This is a genomic window from Ruegeria sp. B1, from assembly GCF_056535885.1.
Window position 1 is genome coordinate 2,967,671 of record NZ_JBQFJA010000001.1, and the last position, 20,909, is coordinate 2,988,579.

At 57.6% G+C, this 20,909-nt stretch carries 19 protein-coding genes and 1 pseudogene; 13 read left to right on the top strand and 7 right to left on the bottom strand.

The window, feature by feature from the left end:
- Positions 1–47: 47 nt before the first annotated feature.
- Positions 48–500, bottom strand: coding sequence for a GNAT family N-acetyltransferase (locus ACR3ES_RS14700; protein ID WP_170430173.1), 453 nt, complete (start codon positions 498–500; stop codon positions 48–50).
- A gap of 93 nt (positions 501–593) precedes the next feature.
- Here ACR3ES_RS14700 and guaA point away from each other — a divergent pair, with 93 nt between their 5' ends.
- The 9 genes and pseudogenes from guaA (at position 594) to ACR3ES_RS14745 (ending at position 9,899) form a co-directional block, all read left to right on the top strand.
- Positions 594–2,153 (top strand): glutamine-hydrolyzing GMP synthase, encoded by a 1,560-nt coding sequence (gene guaA / locus ACR3ES_RS14705; protein WP_480423789.1) that lies wholly within the window; start codon positions 594–596, stop codon positions 2,151–2,153.
- Positions 2,154–2,241: 88 nt separating this feature from the next.
- Complete coding sequence (locus tag ACR3ES_RS14710) at positions 2,242–2,943, top strand: FkbM family methyltransferase (protein WP_170430169.1); 702 nt, start codon at positions 2,242–2,244, stop codon at positions 2,941–2,943.
- Positions 2,944–3,014: 71 nt separating this feature from the next.
- Complete coding sequence (locus ACR3ES_RS14715; protein ID WP_480423790.1) at positions 3,015–3,920, top strand: DMT family transporter; 906 nt, start codon at positions 3,015–3,017, stop codon at positions 3,918–3,920.
- 127 nt (positions 3,921–4,047) lie between these two features.
- Positions 4,048–5,250, top strand: a complete 1,203-nt coding sequence (locus tag ACR3ES_RS14720) for an outer membrane protein transport protein (protein ID WP_170430167.1) — start codon at positions 4,048–4,050, stop codon at positions 5,248–5,250.
- A 194-nt stretch (positions 5,251–5,444) separates the two neighbouring features.
- The gene (locus ACR3ES_RS14725) at positions 5,445–6,317 is read left to right on the top strand and encodes an ATPase (RefSeq protein ID WP_170430165.1); all 873 of its coding nucleotides are present in this window, start codon (positions 5,445–5,447) and stop codon (positions 6,315–6,317) included.
- Between the two features lie 38 nt (positions 6,318–6,355).
- Positions 6,356–7,294 (top strand): homoserine O-acetyltransferase MetA, encoded by a 939-nt coding sequence (gene metA, locus ACR3ES_RS14730; RefSeq protein WP_170430163.1) that lies wholly within the window; start codon positions 6,356–6,358, stop codon positions 7,292–7,294.
- 5 nt (positions 7,295–7,299) lie between these two features.
- On the top strand, positions 7,300–8,250 hold the full coding sequence (locus ACR3ES_RS14735; protein ID WP_170430621.1) for an alpha/beta fold hydrolase: 951 nt from the start codon (positions 7,300–7,302) through the stop codon (positions 8,248–8,250).
- Between the two features lie 49 nt (positions 8,251–8,299).
- Positions 8,300–9,168, top strand: a pseudogene (ppk2, locus tag ACR3ES_RS14740) (polyphosphate kinase 2).
- 116 nt (positions 9,169–9,284) lie between these two features.
- Entirely contained in the window at positions 9,285–9,899 is a 615-nt protein-coding gene (locus ACR3ES_RS14745; protein ID WP_170430159.1) for a TetR/AcrR family transcriptional regulator, read from the top strand.
- Here ACR3ES_RS14745 and ACR3ES_RS14750 read toward each other — a convergent pair whose 3' ends face one another.
- From ACR3ES_RS14750 to ACR3ES_RS14765, 4 genes are all read right to left on the bottom strand, one after another.
- On the bottom strand, positions 9,900–10,958 hold the full coding sequence (locus ACR3ES_RS14750; protein ID WP_170430157.1) for an adenylate/guanylate cyclase domain-containing protein: 1,059 nt from the start codon (positions 10,956–10,958) through the stop codon (positions 9,900–9,902).
- The gene (locus tag ACR3ES_RS14755) at positions 10,955–11,323 is read right to left on the bottom strand and encodes a group I truncated hemoglobin (RefSeq protein WP_170430155.1); all 369 of its coding nucleotides are present in this window, start codon (positions 11,321–11,323) and stop codon (positions 10,955–10,957) included. The genes ACR3ES_RS14750 and ACR3ES_RS14755 overlap by 4 nt, the downstream gene beginning before the upstream one ends.
- Before the next feature lie 145 nt (positions 11,324–11,468).
- A complete protein-coding gene (locus ACR3ES_RS14760; protein ID WP_170430154.1) occupies positions 11,469–12,311 on the bottom strand; it encodes a glycosyltransferase family 25 protein in 843 nt (280 codons plus the stop codon).
- 90 nt (positions 12,312–12,401) lie between these two features.
- A complete protein-coding gene (locus tag ACR3ES_RS14765; protein WP_480425501.1) occupies positions 12,402–13,265 on the bottom strand; it encodes an urea carboxylase-associated family protein in 864 nt (287 codons plus the stop codon).
- A 210-nt stretch (positions 13,266–13,475) separates the two neighbouring features.
- Here ACR3ES_RS14765 and ACR3ES_RS14770 point away from each other — a divergent pair, with 210 nt between their 5' ends.
- From ACR3ES_RS14770 to ACR3ES_RS14785, 4 genes are read left to right on the top strand one after another with little or no spacing between them, the layout of a single operon-like run.
- Positions 13,476–14,726, top strand: a complete 1,251-nt coding sequence (locus ACR3ES_RS14770) for a sarcosine oxidase subunit beta family protein (protein WP_170430618.1) — start codon at positions 13,476–13,478, stop codon at positions 14,724–14,726.
- A gap of 12 nt (positions 14,727–14,738) precedes the next feature.
- Positions 14,739–15,026 carry a sarcosine oxidase subunit delta gene (locus tag ACR3ES_RS14775; RefSeq protein ID WP_170430152.1) on the top strand — a complete coding sequence of 96 codons (288 nt, stop codon included), beginning with the start codon at positions 14,739–14,741 and terminating at the stop codon, positions 15,024–15,026.
- Entirely contained in the window at positions 15,023–17,968 is a 2,946-nt protein-coding gene (locus tag ACR3ES_RS14780; RefSeq protein ID WP_170430150.1) for a sarcosine oxidase subunit alpha family protein, read from the top strand. The genes ACR3ES_RS14775 and ACR3ES_RS14780 overlap by 4 nt, the downstream gene beginning before the upstream one ends.
- Positions 17,961–18,521: an aminomethyltransferase family protein gene (locus ACR3ES_RS14785; RefSeq protein WP_170430147.1), complete on the top strand. Its 561-nt coding sequence runs from the start codon at positions 17,961–17,963 to the stop codon at positions 18,519–18,521. The genes ACR3ES_RS14780 and ACR3ES_RS14785 overlap by 8 nt, the downstream gene beginning before the upstream one ends.
- Before the next feature lie 48 nt (positions 18,522–18,569).
- Here the strand turns inward: ACR3ES_RS14785 and nagA are convergent, their stop codons facing one another.
- On the bottom strand, positions 18,570–19,739 hold the full coding sequence (gene nagA, locus ACR3ES_RS14790; protein WP_170430145.1) for an N-acetylglucosamine-6-phosphate deacetylase: 1,170 nt from the start codon (positions 19,737–19,739) through the stop codon (positions 18,570–18,572).
- 13 nt (positions 19,740–19,752) lie between these two features.
- Positions 19,753–20,877 (bottom strand): glucosamine kinase nucleotide-binding domain-containing protein, encoded by a 1,125-nt coding sequence (locus ACR3ES_RS14795; protein WP_480423793.1) that lies wholly within the window; start codon positions 20,875–20,877, stop codon positions 19,753–19,755.
- Between the last annotated feature and the right edge of the window lie 32 nt (positions 20,878–20,909).

The following is a 20,909-nucleotide window of genomic DNA, read 5'->3' on the forward strand; positions in this document are numbered from 1 at the left end:
TGCGGCGCTCTAGGGGGAAAAGCGACATTGACGTGAAACCCTCGGCTTTACCTGTTTTTAAGGCACACAGGTTTTTCCATCGCGATCCGGTTTCCGCCTCGGTCAACCTGGACCCATCCCATATGCAGATAGATTGCGATCGTGCCAGTCATCTTTTGATGTGTACGCAGCCTGAGCTTGGCGCATCCCAATTCGCGCGCTCTGTCTTCGGCAAATTGCATCAGGCGGCGCGCCAGCCCCTGCCCTTGGGCTTCCGGAGAAACCGCAAGATTGAAGATCATCATCTTGTCACCCACCTGATCAAACATGATGACGCCCAGCAGGTCCGGGTCCTGCTCGGCCAGAACGACCTGATGCGTTTCAATGGTGTCAGCGAGCCCTTCAGTCACATCGGGCAAGTCCTGGATTTCCCGACGCGCATCACGATACGCGTGTTCAATGCAGAGTTTGATCGCTTCGGCATCCTCGACACGCGCGGGCCGGAAATGAATGTGTGCCATCGTGATACTCTCCAGGTCAGGCAATGTAGCGCTTTTTCCTCAAATGATGTCATAGCGCTTGCAGTTACAAGGCGTGCAACCTATGAGCCGGTTATGAGCCAGACATCCCATGACCGCCTTCTGATCATCGACTTCGGCAGCCAGGTGACACAGCTGATCGCCCGACGCCTGCGCGAACTGAACGTCTACTGCGAAATCCACCCCTATCAAAAGACCACGATGGACTTCGTGCGGGACATGTCCCCGCGCGCCGTGATCTTCTCGGGCGGACCGGACAGTGTGACCCGCGACGGGTCGCCCCGTGCCCCGCAGGAGATTTTCGACTACGGCGTGCCGATCCTTGGGATCTGTTACGGCCAACAGGTGATGATGCACCAATTGGGCGGCAAAGTGGAAAGCGGGCATGGCACCGCAGAGTTCGGGCGCGCCTTCGTGACCCCGAACAACCGGCTGGATATTCTTGACGGGTGGTTTGACGACGGGGATGAGCAGGTCTGGATGAGCCACGGCGATCATGTCAGTGAAATCGCTCCGGGTTTTCATGTTTACGGCACGTCTCCCAACGCGCCGTTTGCGATCACCGCGGACCCCGATCGCCATTTCTATGCGGTGCAGTTTCACCCCGAAGTGCATCACACCCCCAAGGGGGCAAAGCTGTACGAGAATTTCGTGAAGCTGGCGGGTTTCAAAGACGACTGGACCATGGGCGCCTATCGCGAAGAGATGATCCGGAAAATCCGCGATCAGGTGGGCGACAAAAAAGTCATCTGCGGTCTGTCCGGCGGCGTCGACAGCTCGGTTGCGGCAATCCTGATCCATGAAGCCATCGGCGATCAGCTGACCTGTGTCTTCGTCGACCACGGCCTGCTGCGCAAGAACGAAGCCGAGGAAGTCGTCGGCATGTTCCGCGACAACTACAATATTCAGCTTATTCACGCAGATGAAAGCGAGTTGTTCCTTGGCGAGCTGGAAGGCCAAAGTGACCCGGAAACCAAACGCAAAATCATCGGCAAACTGTTCATTGATGTGTTCCAGAAACACGCCGATACGATTGAGGGCGCCGAGTTTCTGGCGCAGGGAACGCTCTATCCTGACGTGATCGAATCTGTTTCATTTTCGGGCGGGCCTTCGGTCACCATCAAGTCACACCACAATGTCGGCGGACTTCCGGAAAAAATGGGCCTGAAACTCGTCGAACCTCTGCGCGAGTTGTTCAAGGACGAGGTCCGGGCGCTGGGACGCGAACTGGGCCTGCCCCAGAGTTTCATCGGACGCCATCCGTTCCCAGGCCCTGGTCTCGCCATCCGGTGCCCCGGTGAGATCACCCGCGAGAAACTGAACATCCTCCGCGAGGCAGACGCTGTCTACATCGATCAGATCCGCAAACATGGTCTGTATGACGAAATCTGGCAGGCCTTCGTTGCCATTCTGCCGGTCCGTACTGTCGGTGTAATGGGGGATGGCCGGACCTACGACTACGCCTGCGCGCTGCGCGCCGTAACCTCGGTCGACGGTATGACTGCGGATTACTACCGGTTCAGCCACGAATTCCTGGGCGAAACGGCCACCCGGATCATCAACGAGGTCAAGGGCATCAACCGCTGCACCTATGACATTACCTCAAAACCGCCCGGGACGATTGAATGGGAATGAGCACAGTCCGAATGTCTGTAAAACCATTGAAACAAATGGTGTGTTAAGATGATAGATCGCAAAGAACCAACTTACAGCAGATCACCAAATGATTAGAGCCATTCGCAAAGCAATCAGACAAAAGTTCAACCCGCAAGTGGAGTACTTCGGTCTGAACGAGTTAGACAAAAAGCTCGAGCCCTACGTCGATTTTGACAACGGTTTTTACGTCGAGTTGGGGGCAAACGACGGGATAACTCAATCCAACACGCTGTATTTCGAGCAAAGCCGGAACTGGCGTGGAATTCTGATCGAACCAGCCCCACACAACTTTCTGGAGTGCGTAAAGCGAAGGGGTCACAAAAATCATGTGTTCTGCAACGCCTGTGTCGAATTCGACTTTCCAAACAAACTGGTGGAAATGACATATGCAAACCTAATGAGCATTTCGGAGGATTTGGACCTCGATCTGCCGGACAAAAACCAACATATCGAAAACGCCAAGGCGCATATGAAGGAAACAGAGGTCATCTTTTCGTTCGGTGCGGTTGCAAGACCTTTGAATGCGATTTTGATCGAGGGGGATGCACCCGATCGGATGAATCTCTTATCGTTAGATGTAGAAGGTGCGGAACTTAGTGTCCTAAAAGGCATTGATCACGACCGGTTTCGCTTTGACTACTTGCTTGTTGAATGCAGAAGCTTTGATCGGTTGAACTCATACCTGTCGCCGTTGGGTTACGAATTCGAAGCCAGCCTGAGCAATCATGATTACCTGTTCAGAGACACCACCGCAGACCACACAGTCTGAACGGCGGAACAAACGGATTTGTTTATCACGCGGCATCACTTGTTGGTGCAGGAAGTCGAAGTAGGATACCAGTGGCGGACTCGCATCGAACAATCCTGAAAGCCGCGCTTTGGATGACCGGTGCAATTGCCTCCTTTTCATCCATGGCCATCGCAGGCCGCGAATTGAGCCTGTATCACGATACGTTCGAGATCATGATGTACCGCAGCGTCGTCGGAGTGATCGTTGTCGCTTCGGTGCTGAGCATCACAGGAACGTGGCATCAGGTGTCCACCCGGCGATTGGGGCTGCATGCCATTCGGAACACAGTGCATTTTACCGGTCAAAACCTGTGGTTTTATGCCATCAGCGTCATTCCCTTGGCTCAGGTCTTTGCACTGGAGTTCACCCAGCCCATCTGGGTTATCCTGCTGTCGCCTCTGTTTTTGAAGGAACGCCTCACACCGCTGAAGATGATTGCAGCTCTGATCGGCTTTGCCGGAATTCTGATCGTGACACGTCCCGGAACAGCGCCGATGAGCCTCGGCATTATGACCGCGGCTGCATCGGCGGTTTTCTTTGCGTTCACAACAATCACCACCAAAAAACTCACACAGTTCGCCAGTATCGGATGCATTGTGTTCTGGCTGACCACAATGCAAGCCGTGCTAGGGGCGATTGCGGCTGGTTTCGACGGGCAAATCGCCCTGCCGACTTGGCAGACGGCCCCTTTTCTGATCCTTGTCGGGCTTGCAGGGCTGCTCGCGCATTTCTGCATTACCAACGCCCTGGCCATTGCGCCCGCCACCGTGGTGATCCCATTTGACTTTGCCCGCCTCCCCACCATCGCAATCGTTGGAATGATCCTGTATCATGAACCGATCGACCATTGGACGCTTCTGGGCGCGCTTGTAATTTTCTCAGGTATTTTTCTTAACGTCTGGTCCGAGAATCGTAACAGTTCGGCAACAGTTCGTAACGTAACAACGCCTAAGTAACGCATGGTCACCAGTTGACGCTAAAATGGAGGGCGAGCGAGTATCGGTCACCACAAATAACCGGACCAGCGTGACGCACTCAATCACTGCATAATTTGGTCCGAGAGTGACAGTATGGGAGGAACACATGAAAAAGGCGCTTTTCCAAGCGTGCGCGCTTTGCGTAGGGGCAACGACTGTGCAGGCAGGTGGTCTGGATCGCAGCGGTCAAGGCATCAACCTGATTTTTGAGGAAGGGTCGGTCGTTCAGTTCCGGTTGGGATACACGGATCCTGATGTGAGCGGGACGATGGAAGATCAAATTCCAGTTAGTCCGACACAAGGTCAGACAATTGACTCTGGGAACGTCACGAATAGTTTTTTCACGCCGCATCTGGGCTACAAGACTTCCCTGACGGAAAAACTTGATTTTGCTTTAATTTACGATGAGCCATTCGGCGCAGACGTCGAGTACTCAGCAGCCTATCCGCTATCTCAGAACGTATTGGGTTTGTTGGGATTACCGGGAGCAGATTCCGACGTTTTACGCGCAAAGGCTGATACCGATGCGGTTACAGCACTATTGCGATACAAGTTAGACAATGGGTTCAGCGTCATTGGTGGGATGAGAGCCCAGCGGTTGAAAGCTAGCGTATCTGTACCCATCGCTGGCGGCACGCTGACGCCGCCTCAAGGTGGTTACCGCGTTGAGACCGACGCCGAGATCGATTTTGGGTACGTCGTTGGTGTTTCTTGGGAGCGTCCTGAAATAGCGGCACGCGTCGCCCTGACATACAACTCAAAGATCACGCATGACCTTTCGCAAACAGAAGCCAATGACACATTTGGGGCTCCGGTTAACCGAGTTAGCGCCGACTCCTCTAGCGAGGTTGTAACGCCACAGTCTGTCAACCTCGACTTTCAAACAGGTGTCGCACCTAAGACGCTTCTGTTCGGCTCTGTCCGTTGGGTTGATTGGCCGCAATCGGTCTATGCGCCGCCTGTTTATGTTGGGCTGACCGGCATCAATCTGGTTGACTATGAAGAAGCCACATGGACCTACTCCCTTGGTCTGGGGTACCAGTTCTCTGAACAGTTCTCCGGCGCGGTAACTCTCGGCTATGAATCGTCACAGGGCAACTCCGTTTCCAACCTCGGTCCAACTGACGGGTTCTGGAGTATCGGCTTGGGTGGCACCTATTCTTTCGAGAAAGCCAAAATCTCCGGCGGTTTACGCTACACAGATATCGGCGACGCGACGGCCAACGGAACTGGCCCAAACAACCGCGCAACCTTTGAAGGCAACAGCGCTTGGAGCGTCGGAATCCAGGTGACTTACGCACTTGACTGAGAATAGTTTAACCACTTCGGGTCCCGCTGATCCAGCGGGGCCTTTTTTGTTAAGCGGGCGTCTTGCAGCGCCACGGCCAAACCATTGCCCGAAATCCAAGACCACATTCCAAACAACCCGACGCATCAGCCCCATCAGCGCGATTGACGCGATCCCCTGCCCGATTTAGCTAGGGCAAAAAGGGACAGTGGGACATGATTTACGGCTCGGCTCAGGACTGGCGCAGTACAGCACGCAAGAAAGTGCTGTTTTTCGGGATGTCGGGCCTTGGAAAGACCCATGTCTCGAACATTCTAAGGGATTCCGGGGACTGGTTTCACTACTCGATCGATTACCGGATCGGCACGCGCTATATGGGCGAATACATCATCGACAACGCCAAGGCAGAGGCAATGAAGGTGCCGTTTCTGCGGGACCTTCTGTTGTCGGATTCCATCTATATCGGCTCGAATATCTCGTTTCGAAATCTCAAGCCGGTTGCGACCTATCTAGGAAAACCCGGCAACCCGGTGCTCGGTGGCCTCGACATGCCCGAGTATCGCCGCAGGCAAGAACAATTCCGCCAGGCTGAAATCAGCGCCCTTCTGGACACCGAATACTTCATCGACCGGGCGCGGCGTCTTTACAGTTATCCAAATTTCATCTGCGATACCGGCGGGTCGATCTGTGAATGGGTGGATGCAAATGACCCCGCAGACCCGGTATTGTCAGAGTTGTCCCAACATACTCTGATGATCTGGCTCAAAGGGGACGAGGATCACACGGCGGAACTGATCCGACGCTTTGACCAAGCTCCGAAACCGATGTCCTATCAGGCGGACTTCCTAACAAAGGTTTGGAACGAATATCTGGATCAGCACGGCTGTTCCGAGGCCGATGTCGATCCGGACGCCTTCATCCGCTGGACCTATGCCCGCGCCCTCGCCCACCGTCAGCCACGGTATCAGGCCATGGCAGAAAACTGGGGCCTGACAATTGCCGCAAAAGAAATCGGCAAGGTCCGGGATGCCGCTGATTTCGATGAGTTGATCGAACGCACTCTTGAGACCCGCCGCAATAGCGCCTAACTAGCTGCACTCTATCAACCGGTCAAAAGCCTGAAACAATGCCGATAAAAATCCCCTCTGACCTGCCCGCCTTTGATGTCCTGACCCAAGAGGGCGTCATGGTGATGGCTGAGGATCAGGCCATGCGGCAGGATATCCGACCGTTGCGGATCGGGTTGCTGAACCTGATGCCCAAGAAGATTCAGACCGAAAACCAGTTCGCGCGTCTGATCGGGGCAACCCCGCTGCAGATCGACCTGTCGCTGATCCGCATGACCGAGCATCGGACCAAGAACACCGCAGCCGAGCATATGGCCGAGTTCTACCGTCCGTTTCAGGAGGTTAAGGATCAAAAATTCGACGGGCTGATCATCACCGGCGCGCCAATCGAACATCTGGAGTTTGACGACGTTACCTACTGGTCAGAAATGCGTGAAGTTTTTGAGTGGACGCAGTCCCACGTGCATTCCACCTTTGGCGTGTGCTGGGGTGGAATGGCGATGATCAACCATTTCCACGGCGTGAAGAAACATATTCTGGACGCTAAGGCGTTCGGGTGTTTTCGGCACCGGAACCTCAATCAGTCCTCGCCGTTTTTGCGCGGGTTTTCCGATGATTGCGTGATCCCCGTCAGCCGCTGGACCGAGATGAAGCAGGACGAAATCGATAGCGCTCGGGGTCTGACGACCTTGTTGGGAAGCGATGATGTCGGACCGTGCCTGATTGAAGACAAGGCGCATCGTGCGCTCTACATATTCAATCACTTTGAATATGACAGTGACACGCTGAAACAGGAGTACGATCGCGACGTCGCCAACGGCACGCCGATAAACGTTCCGGTCAACTATTATCCGGAGGACGATCCGTCGAAGACGCCGCAAAACAGATGGCGTAGCCACGCGCATTTGCTTTATGGCAACTGGATCAGCGAGATCTATGAAACCACGCCATATGACATCAACCGGATTGGTGTAGACACAACTGATCTGAGAGCGTGATGCAAATGCTGCGCATCAGCCTTGTTATCCTGATCCTGTTGGTCCTTCTCTGGGGCTTGGCGCAATGGCGGGCGATGCGACAGGAAACCAGGGCCGAGGCGGCGTTTCCACCTGAGGGACAGATCATCTATGTGGACGGCATCGCGGTTCATGCGGTTGTCATGGGTCAGGGGCCGGATGTGGTTCTGATCCACGGGTCCAGCGGCAACACCCGCGATATGACCTTCGCGCTTGCGCCGATCCTGGCGGAAAACTACCGCGTGATCGTCTTCGACCGACCGGGTCTTGGGTACTCTGCGAGTTTCAATCCCGACGGTGAGACCCTCATAGAACAGGCCGATATCCTGCAGCGCGCCACTGCCGAACTCGGTGCGGAAAAACCGATTGTGGCCGGGCAAAGCTATGGCGGATCTGTATCCCTTGCTTGGGCGGTCACCCGTCCGGACAATATCTCAGCGCTGGTTTTGATCGCCCCTGCTGCTATCCCCTGGGAAACGCCGTTGGACGGGTTCAATCGGCTCGCCTCGACATCTGTTGGAAATACGCTCGCCTTGCCTTTTATCACTGCATTTGCACCCAATTGGTTTGTCACGCAAACACTGGATGACGTTTTTGCACCCCAGACAGCCCCTGACGGTTATGCCGAACACTTTGGGCCGGAATTGACCATGCGGCGCGCCTCGATGCACGCCAATGCCAAGCAAAGGGCAAATCTGCTGGATGAAGTCGCCGCGCTTCAACCTCGGTATGGCGAAATCACAGTGCCCACGGAAATCGTGCATGGGACGGCGGATGACACGGTCGGGATAGGCTGGCACTCTGAGCGGTTGATCGAGGAAATCCCCGGCGCCGAACTGATTGAGTTGCCCGGTATAGGGCACATGCCGCAGGTCGTGGCAGCACCCGAAGTGGCCGCCGCGATTGATCGCGCTGCTCAGCGTGCGGGTTTGCGTTAACGCACCGTCTAATCCATAGTGGGATATGGATTTTACCGCGAGGCAGCACATGGCCCGGTCTGAAAAAGGCGCTATCGACACATATTACCGCAAGAGCGCACCCAAGGCCGTGCGTGACGAGATCAAGGCGGCCACAAAGGGCGATATCCTCAACCCGACCTACCCCTACTCCGAGAAGATGAAGGGCAAAGATTATCAGCAGCAAATGGACGCGCTGCAGATTGAGCTGGTCAAGATGCAGTCCTGGGTGCGGGACACCGATCAGCGTATTGCGATTCTGTTCGAGGGCCGGGATGCGGCAGGCAAAGGCGGAACAATCAAGCGGTTCCGCGAAAACCTGAACCCACGGGGCGCCCGGAATGTGGCATTGAGCAAACCGTCGGACATCGAACGCAGCCAGTGGTATTTTCAAAGATACATTCAGCATTTGCCGGCGGCCGGGGAAATCGTGTTCTTCGATCGCAGCTGGTACAATCGCGGCGTTGTGGAAAACGTGTTCGGATTCTGCACACCGATGGAGCGGGAGCGGTTTTTCGACAGGTGTTTCCCTTGGAGTCAGGTTTGGTCAACGATGGGATACACCTGTTCAAGTTCTGGCTGAATGTCGGGCGGGCGGAGCAGTTGAACCGGTTTTTGGCGCGCGAAAACGACCCGTTGAAACAGTGGAAGCTGAGCCAGATCGACATCGCCGGTCTGGACAAATGGGACGAATACACCCAGTCCATTTCCGAAACTCTGACGCGGTCGCATACCGAACACTGCCCGTGGACGATTGTCCGGTCGGACGACAAGAAACGGGCCCGGCTTGCCGCGATCCGAACCGTTCTGCACAGCCTGGACTACGACGAAAAGGATGAGCAGGCCCTTGGTGAAATTGACGAAAAAATCTGCGGCGGCCCGGAAATCTGGGAGGCGTAAGCCTGGGAGCGCGATGGTTCAGTATAAATTACCTCCCGAACACATTGGACGGCCCGGTCTTCGGACATTATGTCTTTAATGCCCAACAGCAGAACCAAAAACCACCTGAGGCCGGGATGACGAAACGCGGATACCACCATGGGAATCTGAAACAAGCCCTGATCGAGGCAGCGCTGTCCCTTATCGAGGAAAAGGGACCGACCGGGTTTACCTTGTCCGAGGCCGCAAAAACCGCAGGCGTTACACCAGCGGCGGTGTATCGGCACTATCACGGGCGCGAAGATCTGATTGCCGAGGCGGCCCGGCAAGGGTTCGAGATGTTCGCGGATTTGATGCAGTATGCCTATGACAAAGGTCAGCCCTCTGCCCTGGCCGCCTTCGAAGCCACCGGCCGCGCCTATCTGGCCTTTGCGCGCAAGCATCCGGGCCACTACATTGCCATGTTCGAAAGCGGCATCTCGCTGAATCGCACGCCGGAACTGTCCCTGGCCGCAAACCGCGCCCGAAACGTGCTGGAAAAGGCGGCGGCGGAACTGTCCCAGCATATTCCCGCGGAAAAGCGCCCGCCGGCATCCATGTTCAGTGCGCATATCTGGGCGATGAGCCACGGCGTGGTCGAGCTTTATGCCCGCAACACCGGCGCGACCTCACCCTTCCCGCCCGAGGATTTGTTGGAAAGCGGTATCGGGATTTATCTCAGGGGTCTGGGTCTGGTCCCACAGGACGAATGATCACAACATCCTGTTGCCGCGTGGCACGCTCAGGCCTGAGGTCACGTTGATCAGGTCCATCTCGCCCATGCCTTTGATGTCGACGCATCCCATATCCGAGACCTGAAACTCGTCGATCAACGCGTATTTCATCTCTTCCGGCGCCACGATGTTCATCGGGTTGGCAAAAACCTGAAGGCGCGAGGCAATGTTAACGGCCGGGCCAAAGACATCGTAGACGTATTTTTGGATCCCCACGACGGACCCCACAGCAGCCCCCATACCCAAACCGATCCGCGCCTGCCATTTATGCGGATGGCTCTCGTTGCGCCGCTCAAGATATCGTAGGAACCGAACCGCACAATGAGCAACGGCAGTGGCATGGTCCGGGGTTGGGTCAGGCATGCCCGATACGGCAAGATAGGCATCGCCGATGGTCTTGATCCGCTCGCACCCGAATTGTTCAACGATTCGGTCAAAGGCCGTGAAGACATCGTTCAATTCGCTGAGCGTCACGGTTGGGTCCGTTTTTGCGGCGAAGTCCGTGAATCCAACAAAATCCAGCATGACAACGGACACTTGGTCATAGAGTTGCGGCGTGACAACGCCGAAGGTTTTGAACTCTTCGTACACCGCGCGCGGCATCAGGTTCAGCAGCAGGCGTTCAACCCGCTCCTTTTCACGCTCTAACTCTCGCGTGTTACGCTCGACCATGGTCGAATAGCTGTCGATCATGCTTTCCAGTTCGCGAATGCGGGTAATGTTCTGACATTCGATGATCAGCACCTGATCTTCCAACCCGTTGGCCAGCGACACGGTGACCGCAAAGATCAATGTCCGGCGCCGGGGCTTGATCTGCAATTCGACCGAGTAGCGCAGCCCGGACTGCTTCACATCCTCAAGCTCTTTGGGATCAAGATCGGGCAGAAAATCCCTGAGGTTCTGGCCGCCTTCGGGTGAACCGAACCACTCGGCGAAAGACCCGTTGAAAAAGATGAAACTCAGGTCTGATGCCCGCACAACGGCGACACCGACACCAATGGCGCGCAACAGCTGCTCGTTGATGGCAAGGATGCTCATGCAGCAGTCCGGGCAACGATGATTGCGCGTTTTCCTTCGATCGCCCTGAGGGCCACCTTGACGTCTCCGTCCGACACGCCGTGCTGCGCCAACGCGTGACCGAACAGTTCTGCCATCTCGTCGAAATCATCATGTGAGATGTTGAGGTGCCGATGCACCGCCTCGATCCGGTCGTCGCTGAAAGATGCCGGTCCGCCGATCAGAGAGGATACGAATTTCGTCTGGTGATCAATCAGGCGCGGCATATCGATATCTTCGAAATAGTCACCGATCTGTTCGGAATCCAAGGCCATTTCGTAAAAGGACATCACGACCCGGCTGATCGTTTTGAACCCACCGTATTTCTCATAAAGCGTCTGTGACACACCAAAACCCGGGCGCTACCGTCGAATAACACCGCAACACTATACCAATTTGAGATTTTTGTTAACGCATATGAAGTTGGCGAACGTACTAGAGTTGAATCCACCGCTTCCGGTTGTGCCATCGACCGTTTCTTGGGCGCCGTCCTCAGACCCGCAGATCGTCTGCGCAGGGAATGAAACCGACATAACCACCTCGTTTCAACAAGCGATCCTGACCGCCCAACCGCCAGCCAAGCTTGCGTCGAACAGCGTATAGCTCGCGCCGGGCGCGAAACCACAGCGGGCCTTTGTCCAAACCGCTGTTCGTTGTTTCATCCTGTGTCCGTTCGCTGGTCTTAACCTGCGTTACGTTCTGATCCTGGTGCTTGGACCAGATCATTTGCACGCCCACCGCCGGAAACACCTGATACATGCGCCAGTCCGGGCGAGGGAGCGAGACAAAATCATCCAGATGATCTGAATAGGTTTCAGACCACGCCAACATCTTGCGGCACCCTTCTCGCGTCAGGATGTAAGCTGCCGCACTTGGTGCCATTTCCAACATCGGTCGGACTGGGATATCCGCGATGTAGTCTTGGGGTCCAAATCGCAGGGATCGCGGCGAGTAATCCAGCTTTGCGAAATCGAAACCATCCCCGGCCGCCAGCAGGGACGAGATAACGCGCCCTGCCCCGGCGGACATTTCAACATCGTCTTCAAAGATCGCAGCGGCCTGCAAATCCATGTCGGTCATCTGTCGCCACACCGCGCGGTGACTTTCAAAACATGCGATTTCGCTTTGCTTCAATCCCCAGCGGCTGCCGACCCCTGGCACGTATCCGGTGCCCTTCAACGCTTCTGGTTGTTGGGCATCCGTCGCGCTGAACCGAATTGCGCCCGGAACGCAGGCTCTTGAGAACTGTGCCTCCATGAACGTTCGTCGCTCGGGCACCCGATCCAGATTAATATAGAAAACACCGGTGCCCGGTTGCAGCTTTTGCTGGCCCAAAACGCGTCCTTTCGCTCGGTATCGTCAAATAGGACCGGCACATCCACAAAATCAACCCTTGTGGATGGTGAGCAGTGTCGGGCAGAGGCTCTACCCTTCGGTCCCGTGGGTTCGGTCATAGGCAGACACGGGCGGCTGCCTGTGCGCTGCCCGGGCCACCTCGCCAGGGTCGTACACCTCGATCAGCAACGGATAACACGCAGCGGTATCCGACGAGTGTTCTGACGAACAATCCCCACCCGGACAGGCGGACAGGCCCACGATCAGGTCGATCTCAGCAAAAAACTCGAGATAGTCGCCGGGGCGCACGGGGCTGGCTTTCATAAAGTACTGGCCGGTGTCCCGCGTGAACCCGGTGCACATGAACACGTTCAACACATCGTGCACATGCATCTCCGCCTCGTGCAACGGTAGATCACAGTGACTGGCCAGCGCACGCGTCAGGTTGGAATGACAGCAGTAATGATAGTCATCCCCGGAAAGCAACTGCCCGGTATACGGGTCGCAGCGCGTTCCAATCACATCGTGAACAGACCCTCCAAACTCATCGAACCCGTACCAATCCAGCGTATCACTCACGATCGTCGCCATGGGGCGCATATTCGGAAAGCTCGACCACATGCGGTCTCCGGTCGACAGGTGGGTGCCATGCAAGGCGCGGGTTTTACCTGAGTAAAAGCGCTCGGTCAGATCGTGTTTGTTCCACAGATTCAGATCGCCCACCTGCGCGCCCTGAACCGAAACGATCCGAAAGAACGCGCCCGCCGGCACTTCGATACAGGCCGCATCGCGCGGTGGCGCAGTAATTTCACCCGTCTTTTGAGATTGTTGCCGCAACTGGTCCAGACCGCTCAAATCCGGTGGATCAAGCGTATCGGGCGGGTAACAAATGACCGGCTTTATGGCCTTGCGATCGGCTGCATCCTGAGGGGCCTGAAAGTTCGGGTTTTGCAGTTTCACGAAAAACCTCCGATTCTGTGGTGCGTTGAGTGCCTGATCCGATCTCAGGTACCGCAAATTGCAGGGTTGCGCCATCAGCGTGATTGATTTCTGAATCGCGCGCAGCAAATGTCGCAATCGCGTCCGATTTATTGCCTCTGATGTCGGAATCGAGAGTGTCAAAAACGCGCAGAGAATTGAAATATGGGAAAAAAGGTCCGATTCATGCGATATTCCGGCTTTCAGGTCATCAAACAGGCCCTCAGCGGCCACAAAGGCTGGAAACCGGCATGGCGGGACCCAGAACCAAAACCGCATTATGACATCATCATTGTTGGCGGTGGCGGCCATGGATTGGCGACGGCACACTACCTCGCAAAGGTCTATGGCAAGTGCAAAGTCGCCGTGATTGAAAAAGGCTGGATCGGCAGTGGAAACGTTGGGCGGAACACAACCATTATCCGCTCGAATTATCTGTTGGACGGGAATGAGCCCTTTTACGAGTTCTCGCTGAACCTGTGGGAAGGTCTGGAACAGGACCTGAACTACAACGCCATGGTCAGCCAGCGCGGAATTATCAATCTGATCCATTCTGATGCGCAGCGCGACGCCTATACCCGCCGCGGTAATGCGATGATCCTGAACGGGGCAGATGCCGAGCTGCTGGATGCGGATCAGGTTCGCAAAGAGCATCCCTATCTGAACTTCGACGATGCGCGGTTCCCGATCAGGGGCGGGCTGGTACAACGGCGCGGCGGGACGGTGCGCCACGATGCGGTTGCATGGGGATATGCGCGGTCTGCGGATGGTTTCGGTGTTGATATCATCCAAAACTGCGAAGTCACCGGCCTTCGCATTGAAAACGGAAAGTGCCTTGGCGTGGAAACCTCGAAAGGCTTTATCGGCGCGGGCAAGGTCGGCTGTGCCGTTGCTGGCAACTCGGGGCGGTTGATGGGCATGGCCGGTCTGAGCCTGCCCATCGAAAGTCACGTGCTCCAGGCCTTTGTCTCGGAAGGCCTGAAACCTGTATTGCCGAGCGTCATCACCTTTGGCGCCGGGCACTTTTACATCAGCCAGTCAGACAAGGGCGGGCTGGTTTTTGGCGGCGACATCGACGGGTACAACACCTACGCGCAGCGCGGTAATCTGCCGGTTGTCGAAGACGTCTGCGAGGGCGGAATGGCCCTGATGCCAATGATTGGCCGGGCGCGGCTGCTGCGGATGTGGGGCGGCGTGATGGACATGTCGATGGATGGCTCTCCGATCATCGACCGCACCCCGATCGAAGGGCTCTATTTCAACGGCGGCTGGTGTTATGGCGGGTTCAAGGCGACCCCGGCGTCCGGTTATTGCTTTGCCCATCTGTTGTCGCAGGACGAACCGCACCCGGTTGCAACGGCCTACCGGATGGATCGGTTCCGAACCGGGCGGATGATTGACGAACGCGGGGCGGGCAACCAGCCCAACCTGCATTGAGGGGATAAACGCATGATCATCAACCATCCCCTTCTGGGTCCCCGCGACAGTTCGGAATTCGTGTATCTGGGTGATGCATCGCTGATCGACCGCCCCGACTGGCAGGCTGAAAACGCCGCCGAGGCGTTCTATGACTATGCCTATCTGCGCGACAATCCGGCGGGTGCGCATCAAGAGCTCTGGTATCACGAGGGCGGAGACCGCTCCTGGCTGGTCGTGACGCGCGATACGTTGACCCACGAGATATCAAAGGTGGAACTGGCCCGTGACGTGGCCCGGGCCCGGGGGCGGTCCAAATGACCCAGGTGAACCGGCTTAGCGGCGGTCAGATCGACCGCAACAACCTCCTGACCTTTCGTTTCGACAACCGCAGTTACACGGCGCATCCCGGCGACACGCTCGCCTCGGCGTTGCTGGCCAACGATGTGCGGCTGATTGGGCGGTCATTCAAATATCATCGCCCGCGCGGTTTGCTGACAGCCGGGTCTGAGGAACCCAACGGCATTGTCGAATTGCGCACCGGCGCTCGACAAGAGCCGAACACGCGCGCTACAACGGCCGAGATGTTCGACGGTCTTGACGCGCGGTCTCAGAACCGTTGGCCCAGCCTGAGATTCGACGCGCTGGGGATCAACGATCTGTTCTCGCGTTTTCTAACCGCCGGTTTTTACTACAAGACCTTCATGTGGCCCGCAGCCTTCTGGGAAAAGCTGTACGAACCGATGATCCGCCGCGCGGCGGGTCTTGGGTCCCTATCGATGCAGGACGACCCCGATGATTACGACAAAGGGTTCCGTCATTGCGATCTGCTGATCATTGGCGCGGGTCCCGCCGGGCTGATGGCCGCGCTGACCGCCGGACGCGCCGGGGCGGATGTCATTCTGGCAGACGAGGATTTTGTCCTGGGCGGGCGCCTCAACAGTGAAAAAATGTCGGTGGGTGATGGCGCGGCCAGCGATTGGGCCGCCAAGACCGTGGCCGAACTGTCCGCGCTGCCCAATGTGCGCCTGATGGCGCGGACAACCGTGATCGGAGCGTTCGATCACGGTATCTATGGCGCGGTTGAACGCACCGGGGATCACGTGGCCACCCTGCCCGCTGGCAAGCCTCGGCAAATCCTGTGGCGCATCTATACCAAGCGCGCAGTGCTGTGCGCAGGTGCGACCGAGCGACCGATCGCTTTCGATAACAACGATCGGCCCGGCATCATGCTGGCCGGCGCCATGCGCAGCTATGCCAACCGATTTGCTGTGACGGCGTCGCAAAAAGTCGCGGTCTTTACCAACAACGATGACGGACACCGGACGGCGGAAGACCTGCGCGCCAAGGGCGTTAAGATCGCAGCCGTTGTGGACGTTCGACCGGATGCGCCAATGAGCTACGATTACGAAGTGCTTGCTGGCGCGCAAGTCGTTGATACCAAGGGCCGCCTGGGTCTGAGCTTTGTTGAGGTCGAACTGGCGGATGGTTCAACCCGGACGCTGGAATGCGGCGCGTTGGGTGTGTCCGGCGGCTGGAACCCAAACGTGCATCTGACCTGCCATCATCGCGGACGCCCGGTCTGGAATGACAACCTTGCCGCGTTTGTCCCCGGTGCTGACATGCCGCCCGGTATGCGTGTGGCCGGTGCGGCAAACGGGGCGATGTCGACGCATGGCGCGCTGCAATCGGGCGCAGAGGCTGCGGCGGCGGCGCTGGACCTGAAAAAGGCTGTACCCGACCTGCCCGAGGCTGAAGACACACCCATTGCCCAGAAACCGTTCTGGTATGTGCAGGGCTGTTCCCGCGCCTGGCTGGATCAGCAGAACGACGTGACCGTCAAGGATGTGAAGCTCAGCCATCAGGAGGGCTTTCGCTCGGTCGAGCATCTCAAACGCTACACCACGCTGGGCATGGCGACCGATCAGGGCAAGACCTCGAATATCGGTGGTCTGGCCATCATGGCCGAGCTTGCCGGCAAATCGATCCCGGAAACCGGCACCACAATATTCCGCCCACCTTACACACCTGTGCCGATTGCAACATTCGCCGGTCGTATGAAGGGGCCGGACTTCCACCCCACCCGCCTGACGCCCTCGCACTACTGGGCCAAAGAACGCGGCGCTGTGTTTGTCGAGGTTGGCAACTGGCTGCGCGCGCAATGGTTCCCGCTTCCGGGTGAAACCCACTGGCGCCGGTCGGTCGACCGCGAGGTGCGCCAGACCCGCGCCTCGGTCGGTGTGTGTGACTGTACGACGCTTGGAAAAATCGACGTGCAGGGAACAGATGCGGCAGAGTTTCTCAACAAGGTCTACTGTAACGGCTTTGCCAAGCTCGCTGTTGGCAAGACCCGCTATGGCCTGATGCTGCGCGAAGATGGCATGGCGATGGATGACGGCACGGCGGCGCGGCTGGCCGAAGACCACTTTGTGGTCACCACAACCACCGCCAACGCGGTGAGCGTCTACCGCCACATGGAATTTGTGCGCCAATGCCTGTTCCCGGATCTGGATGTCCAGCTGATCTCGACCACCGAAGCCTGGGCGCAATATGCTGTGGCCGGGCCAAACTCCCGCAAGCTGCTGCAGAAAATCGTCGATCCTGAGTTCGACATCTCAAACGACGCTTTCCCCTTTATGGCCTGTGCCAATATCACGGTGTGCGGCGGCCTGCGCGCCCGGCTGTTCCGGATTTCCTTCTCGGGTGAGCTGGCGTTCGAGATCGCGGTGCCGTCGCGATACGGCGACGCGCTGATGCGCCGCCTGATGCAAGAGGGTAAGGAATTCGACGTTGTGCCCTATGGAACCGAGGCACTGGGCGTCATGCGGATCGAAAAAGGCCATGCGGTGGGCAACGAGTTGAATGGCACAACCACGGCGCTGAATCTTGGCATGGGGCGGATGGTGTCCAAGAAAAAAGACAGCATCGGCTCGATCCTGTCCGAACGGGAGGCCCTGAACGCGCCGGGGCAATTGATGCTGGTGGGTCTAAAGCCTGTAAATCCCGAAGACCCGGTCACAGCCGGTGCGCATCTGATGACTGCAACGGGTCCCGTCGATGCGGCGCATGATCAGGGCTACGTCACCTCGGCGGCCTACTCACCGGCTTTGGAAAGCCACATCGGGCTGGGCTTCCTGAAAAACGGTGATGCGCGGCAGGGTGAGGTGCTGCGCCTCGTGTCACCGCTGACCGACCAGGAGACAGAGGTTGAAGTTGTCTCGGCCCATTTTGTCGATCCCGAAGGAGAACGGCTCCGTGCATGATCTTGCTGCCGTCACCGCCCTTGGCGGATCAGGTCCTCGCACTGACACCATCGCGACGGTCACATGCACCGAAATGCCCGATGTTGCGCTGGCTTCTGTAGCCGCACGGATGGGGCAGAAAGGCAAGACGGAAAAGGCCTTAAAAAAGCTGACGGGTGCGTCCGCGCCAGGGATCGAGAGGTTCGACGGCACATCTCTGATCGCCATCTGGATCGGCCCGGATCAGTGGCTGGTTGAGGCCCCGTTCGATACGCATGAGGACCTTGCGGAGCATGTCCGTCAAGGTGTCGGCGCGGCGGCCTCAGTGACCGAGCAGACCGACGCATGGGTTCGCTTTGACTTGGGCGGCACTGGTCTTTCGGTGGTTCTTGAACTTCTGTGCCCGCTGAACACAAGCCGGATGACGGCGGGCGATGCGTCCCGAACGGTCATCCATCATCTGGGGTGTATCGTGCTGTGCCACTCTGAGGAACAGTTCAGTATATATGGTCCACGCGCGTCCGCAGGGTCGCTGCATCACGCCATTCTCGCGGCGATGACGTCCGCCTTGTGACAGGATGATCAAGTGCACCCTGCGATAGGGGCACAGCTAAACAGTCTATCACGGCACGCGCTGGGGTACGATCTCGCGGCCCTGCTGCCAGATTTTCTCCAACCCGCCTGTCCGTCCGATATGCAGGAAGTCGGCTCTCGCACCCCGCGACAGGCGCCCGATGTGAGACTGACCGATCAAATCCGCCGGGTAGCGACCGGCCATGTCCAGCGCCTCGGGAAAGGCGACATCCGCCAGATCAGAGAGGGTCCGAGCCGCGTCAAGCAATTCCAGATGCGCCCCCGCCAAGGTGCCGTCGGCCAGCGTCAGACGGTTACCAGCGCGGTGAATTTTTCGGCCGTTGAGCTGAAAACATGTGATATCCGACCCCGCCGTCGCCATCGCATCACTGACCAGAAAGATACGCCCGGGACCCGCTTTGGCGTGAATCGCGTTGCGCATACAGGTCGGGTGCACATGAATACCATCAGCGATCATCCCCGCAGAGAACTCTCCCAACGCCAAGGCGGCCCCAACGGTTCCCGGCTCGCGATTTCCCATCTGGCTTTGAGCGTTGAACAAATGCGTGACGCAACGGGCCCCGGCCCGGGCCGCAGCCGCACAGGCGGCAAAACCTGCATCGCTATGGCCGAGCGAGACGAGAACACCGGCTTGCGCCATCGCGCTGATCTGGGCGGTGGAAACGCTCTCAGGTGCGACAGTGACCTTGAGAAGCGGCAATTTGGCCGCCGCCGCCAGTATCCTCTCTAAATCCGGCTGTTGCATGGGCCGGATCAGGGTTGCGTCATGTGCACCCTTGCGCGACGGTGACAGGTGCGGCCCCTCCAGATGCAGGCCAAGGATGCCCGGTATGCCCTCAGCAATGGCGTCGATGACGGCGGCCACCGCCTGCCCGGTCACCTCGGGCGTGTCGGTGATCAGCGTGGGCAGAATTGAGGTCGCGCCAATCCGGACATGCGCGTCCGCCATGCGGCGCAAGGTCTCGACATCCGGCGCATTATTGAACATCGCGCCACCGCCGCCGTTGACCTGAAGATCCACAAAGCCCGGCGCCAAAAGACCCCCTTCCAGCGCGATGCGTTCACCCGCTGGCTCTAAATTGGCGACGGGTGTGACGGCCTCAATCACGCCGTCGCGATGCAGCAAGGCGTGCTCTTGCAGCACACCGTCCGGGGTCAGAACATCCGCACCGACCATGACCTGAAGCGGGCCGTTCATACCGTTTTTGCCGTCATGGCACCCGAACCCTGACCCGGTCCGCCAACCTGCGCGCCAATTGAACGGCCCCGTCCAGTGCGGTTCCTGCGGGCTCGACGAGGTTCCGCCGAATCCCTTCCGGCAGATAATCGATGTAATGCGGGGCCACCCCGCCGACGGCGCAGACAGGTTCTCGCCCGGAACAGCCAATGGCCCGCAGTCCGTCGACAATATACTCGGCGCCTATGCGCATCACGTCCCTTGCAACAGGATCGCCCGCCTTTGCGGCTGCGACGATCTGTGGGGCAAAACCCGCGATGTCTGCGGCGCCGGACGCCCTTGAAAACGCCACGATTTCAAACGGATCATTCCCGAACCGGGCTCCGATATCCCGCGTTAACGGGCTGTGCGGACATAATCCATCCATGGCCAACAGAACACGCCGCAAAACATGCGCCCCCAGCCAGTTGCCGGAAGCCTCATCCCCAATCAGCGGCCCATAGCCGCCGGCGAAACGGATGTCTCCGTCAATCTGTCTGGCCAGAAACGACCCGGTTCCAATGCCAATCAGACAGCCGTTTCGCGCGCCCAACGCGCCCACAACCGCCGATCTGCGATCATCCTCGATTTGGACAATGCGCGATTGCAACTGCTGCGCCACTTCGGATGCTACTTTGGAATCGGTCACACCAGCCAGACCGGCATAAACCGGGACGCCGCTCAAATCCGCGCGGGGCATTCCTGCCTGATCCGCCAGATACGCCAATCCCGTGTTAAGTGTCTTTACTGCCGTGCTGCGATCAGAAAATACATTTGCGCTGCCCAGCGTGACGTCCAGCTGACCGCCCGGCGTAATCATCGCAAACCGGCAGCGCGTGCCACCGCCATCGACTGCAATGAGGTATGGCGAGGTCTCAACCATATAGAGACGTTTAAAGTACCTTTGATGAAACAAAAAGAGCTTTACCGGGACAGGATTACAAATCCCGGCAGAGATACCCAAAACATCTTTTCCGAACACAATGTGGAAAAACGGTATCGGATCAGTGTGTGACAGGTGAACCAGACCGACAAGCCGGATCTTGTCCGATCGCGTGGGCTTTGGCACTTGAAACGGGATCACGCCGAGAGACACAAGGCCATTCCGGTGCGTCGTCAACAAAATCAATCCTGCGGCGGGCCACGTGGGTC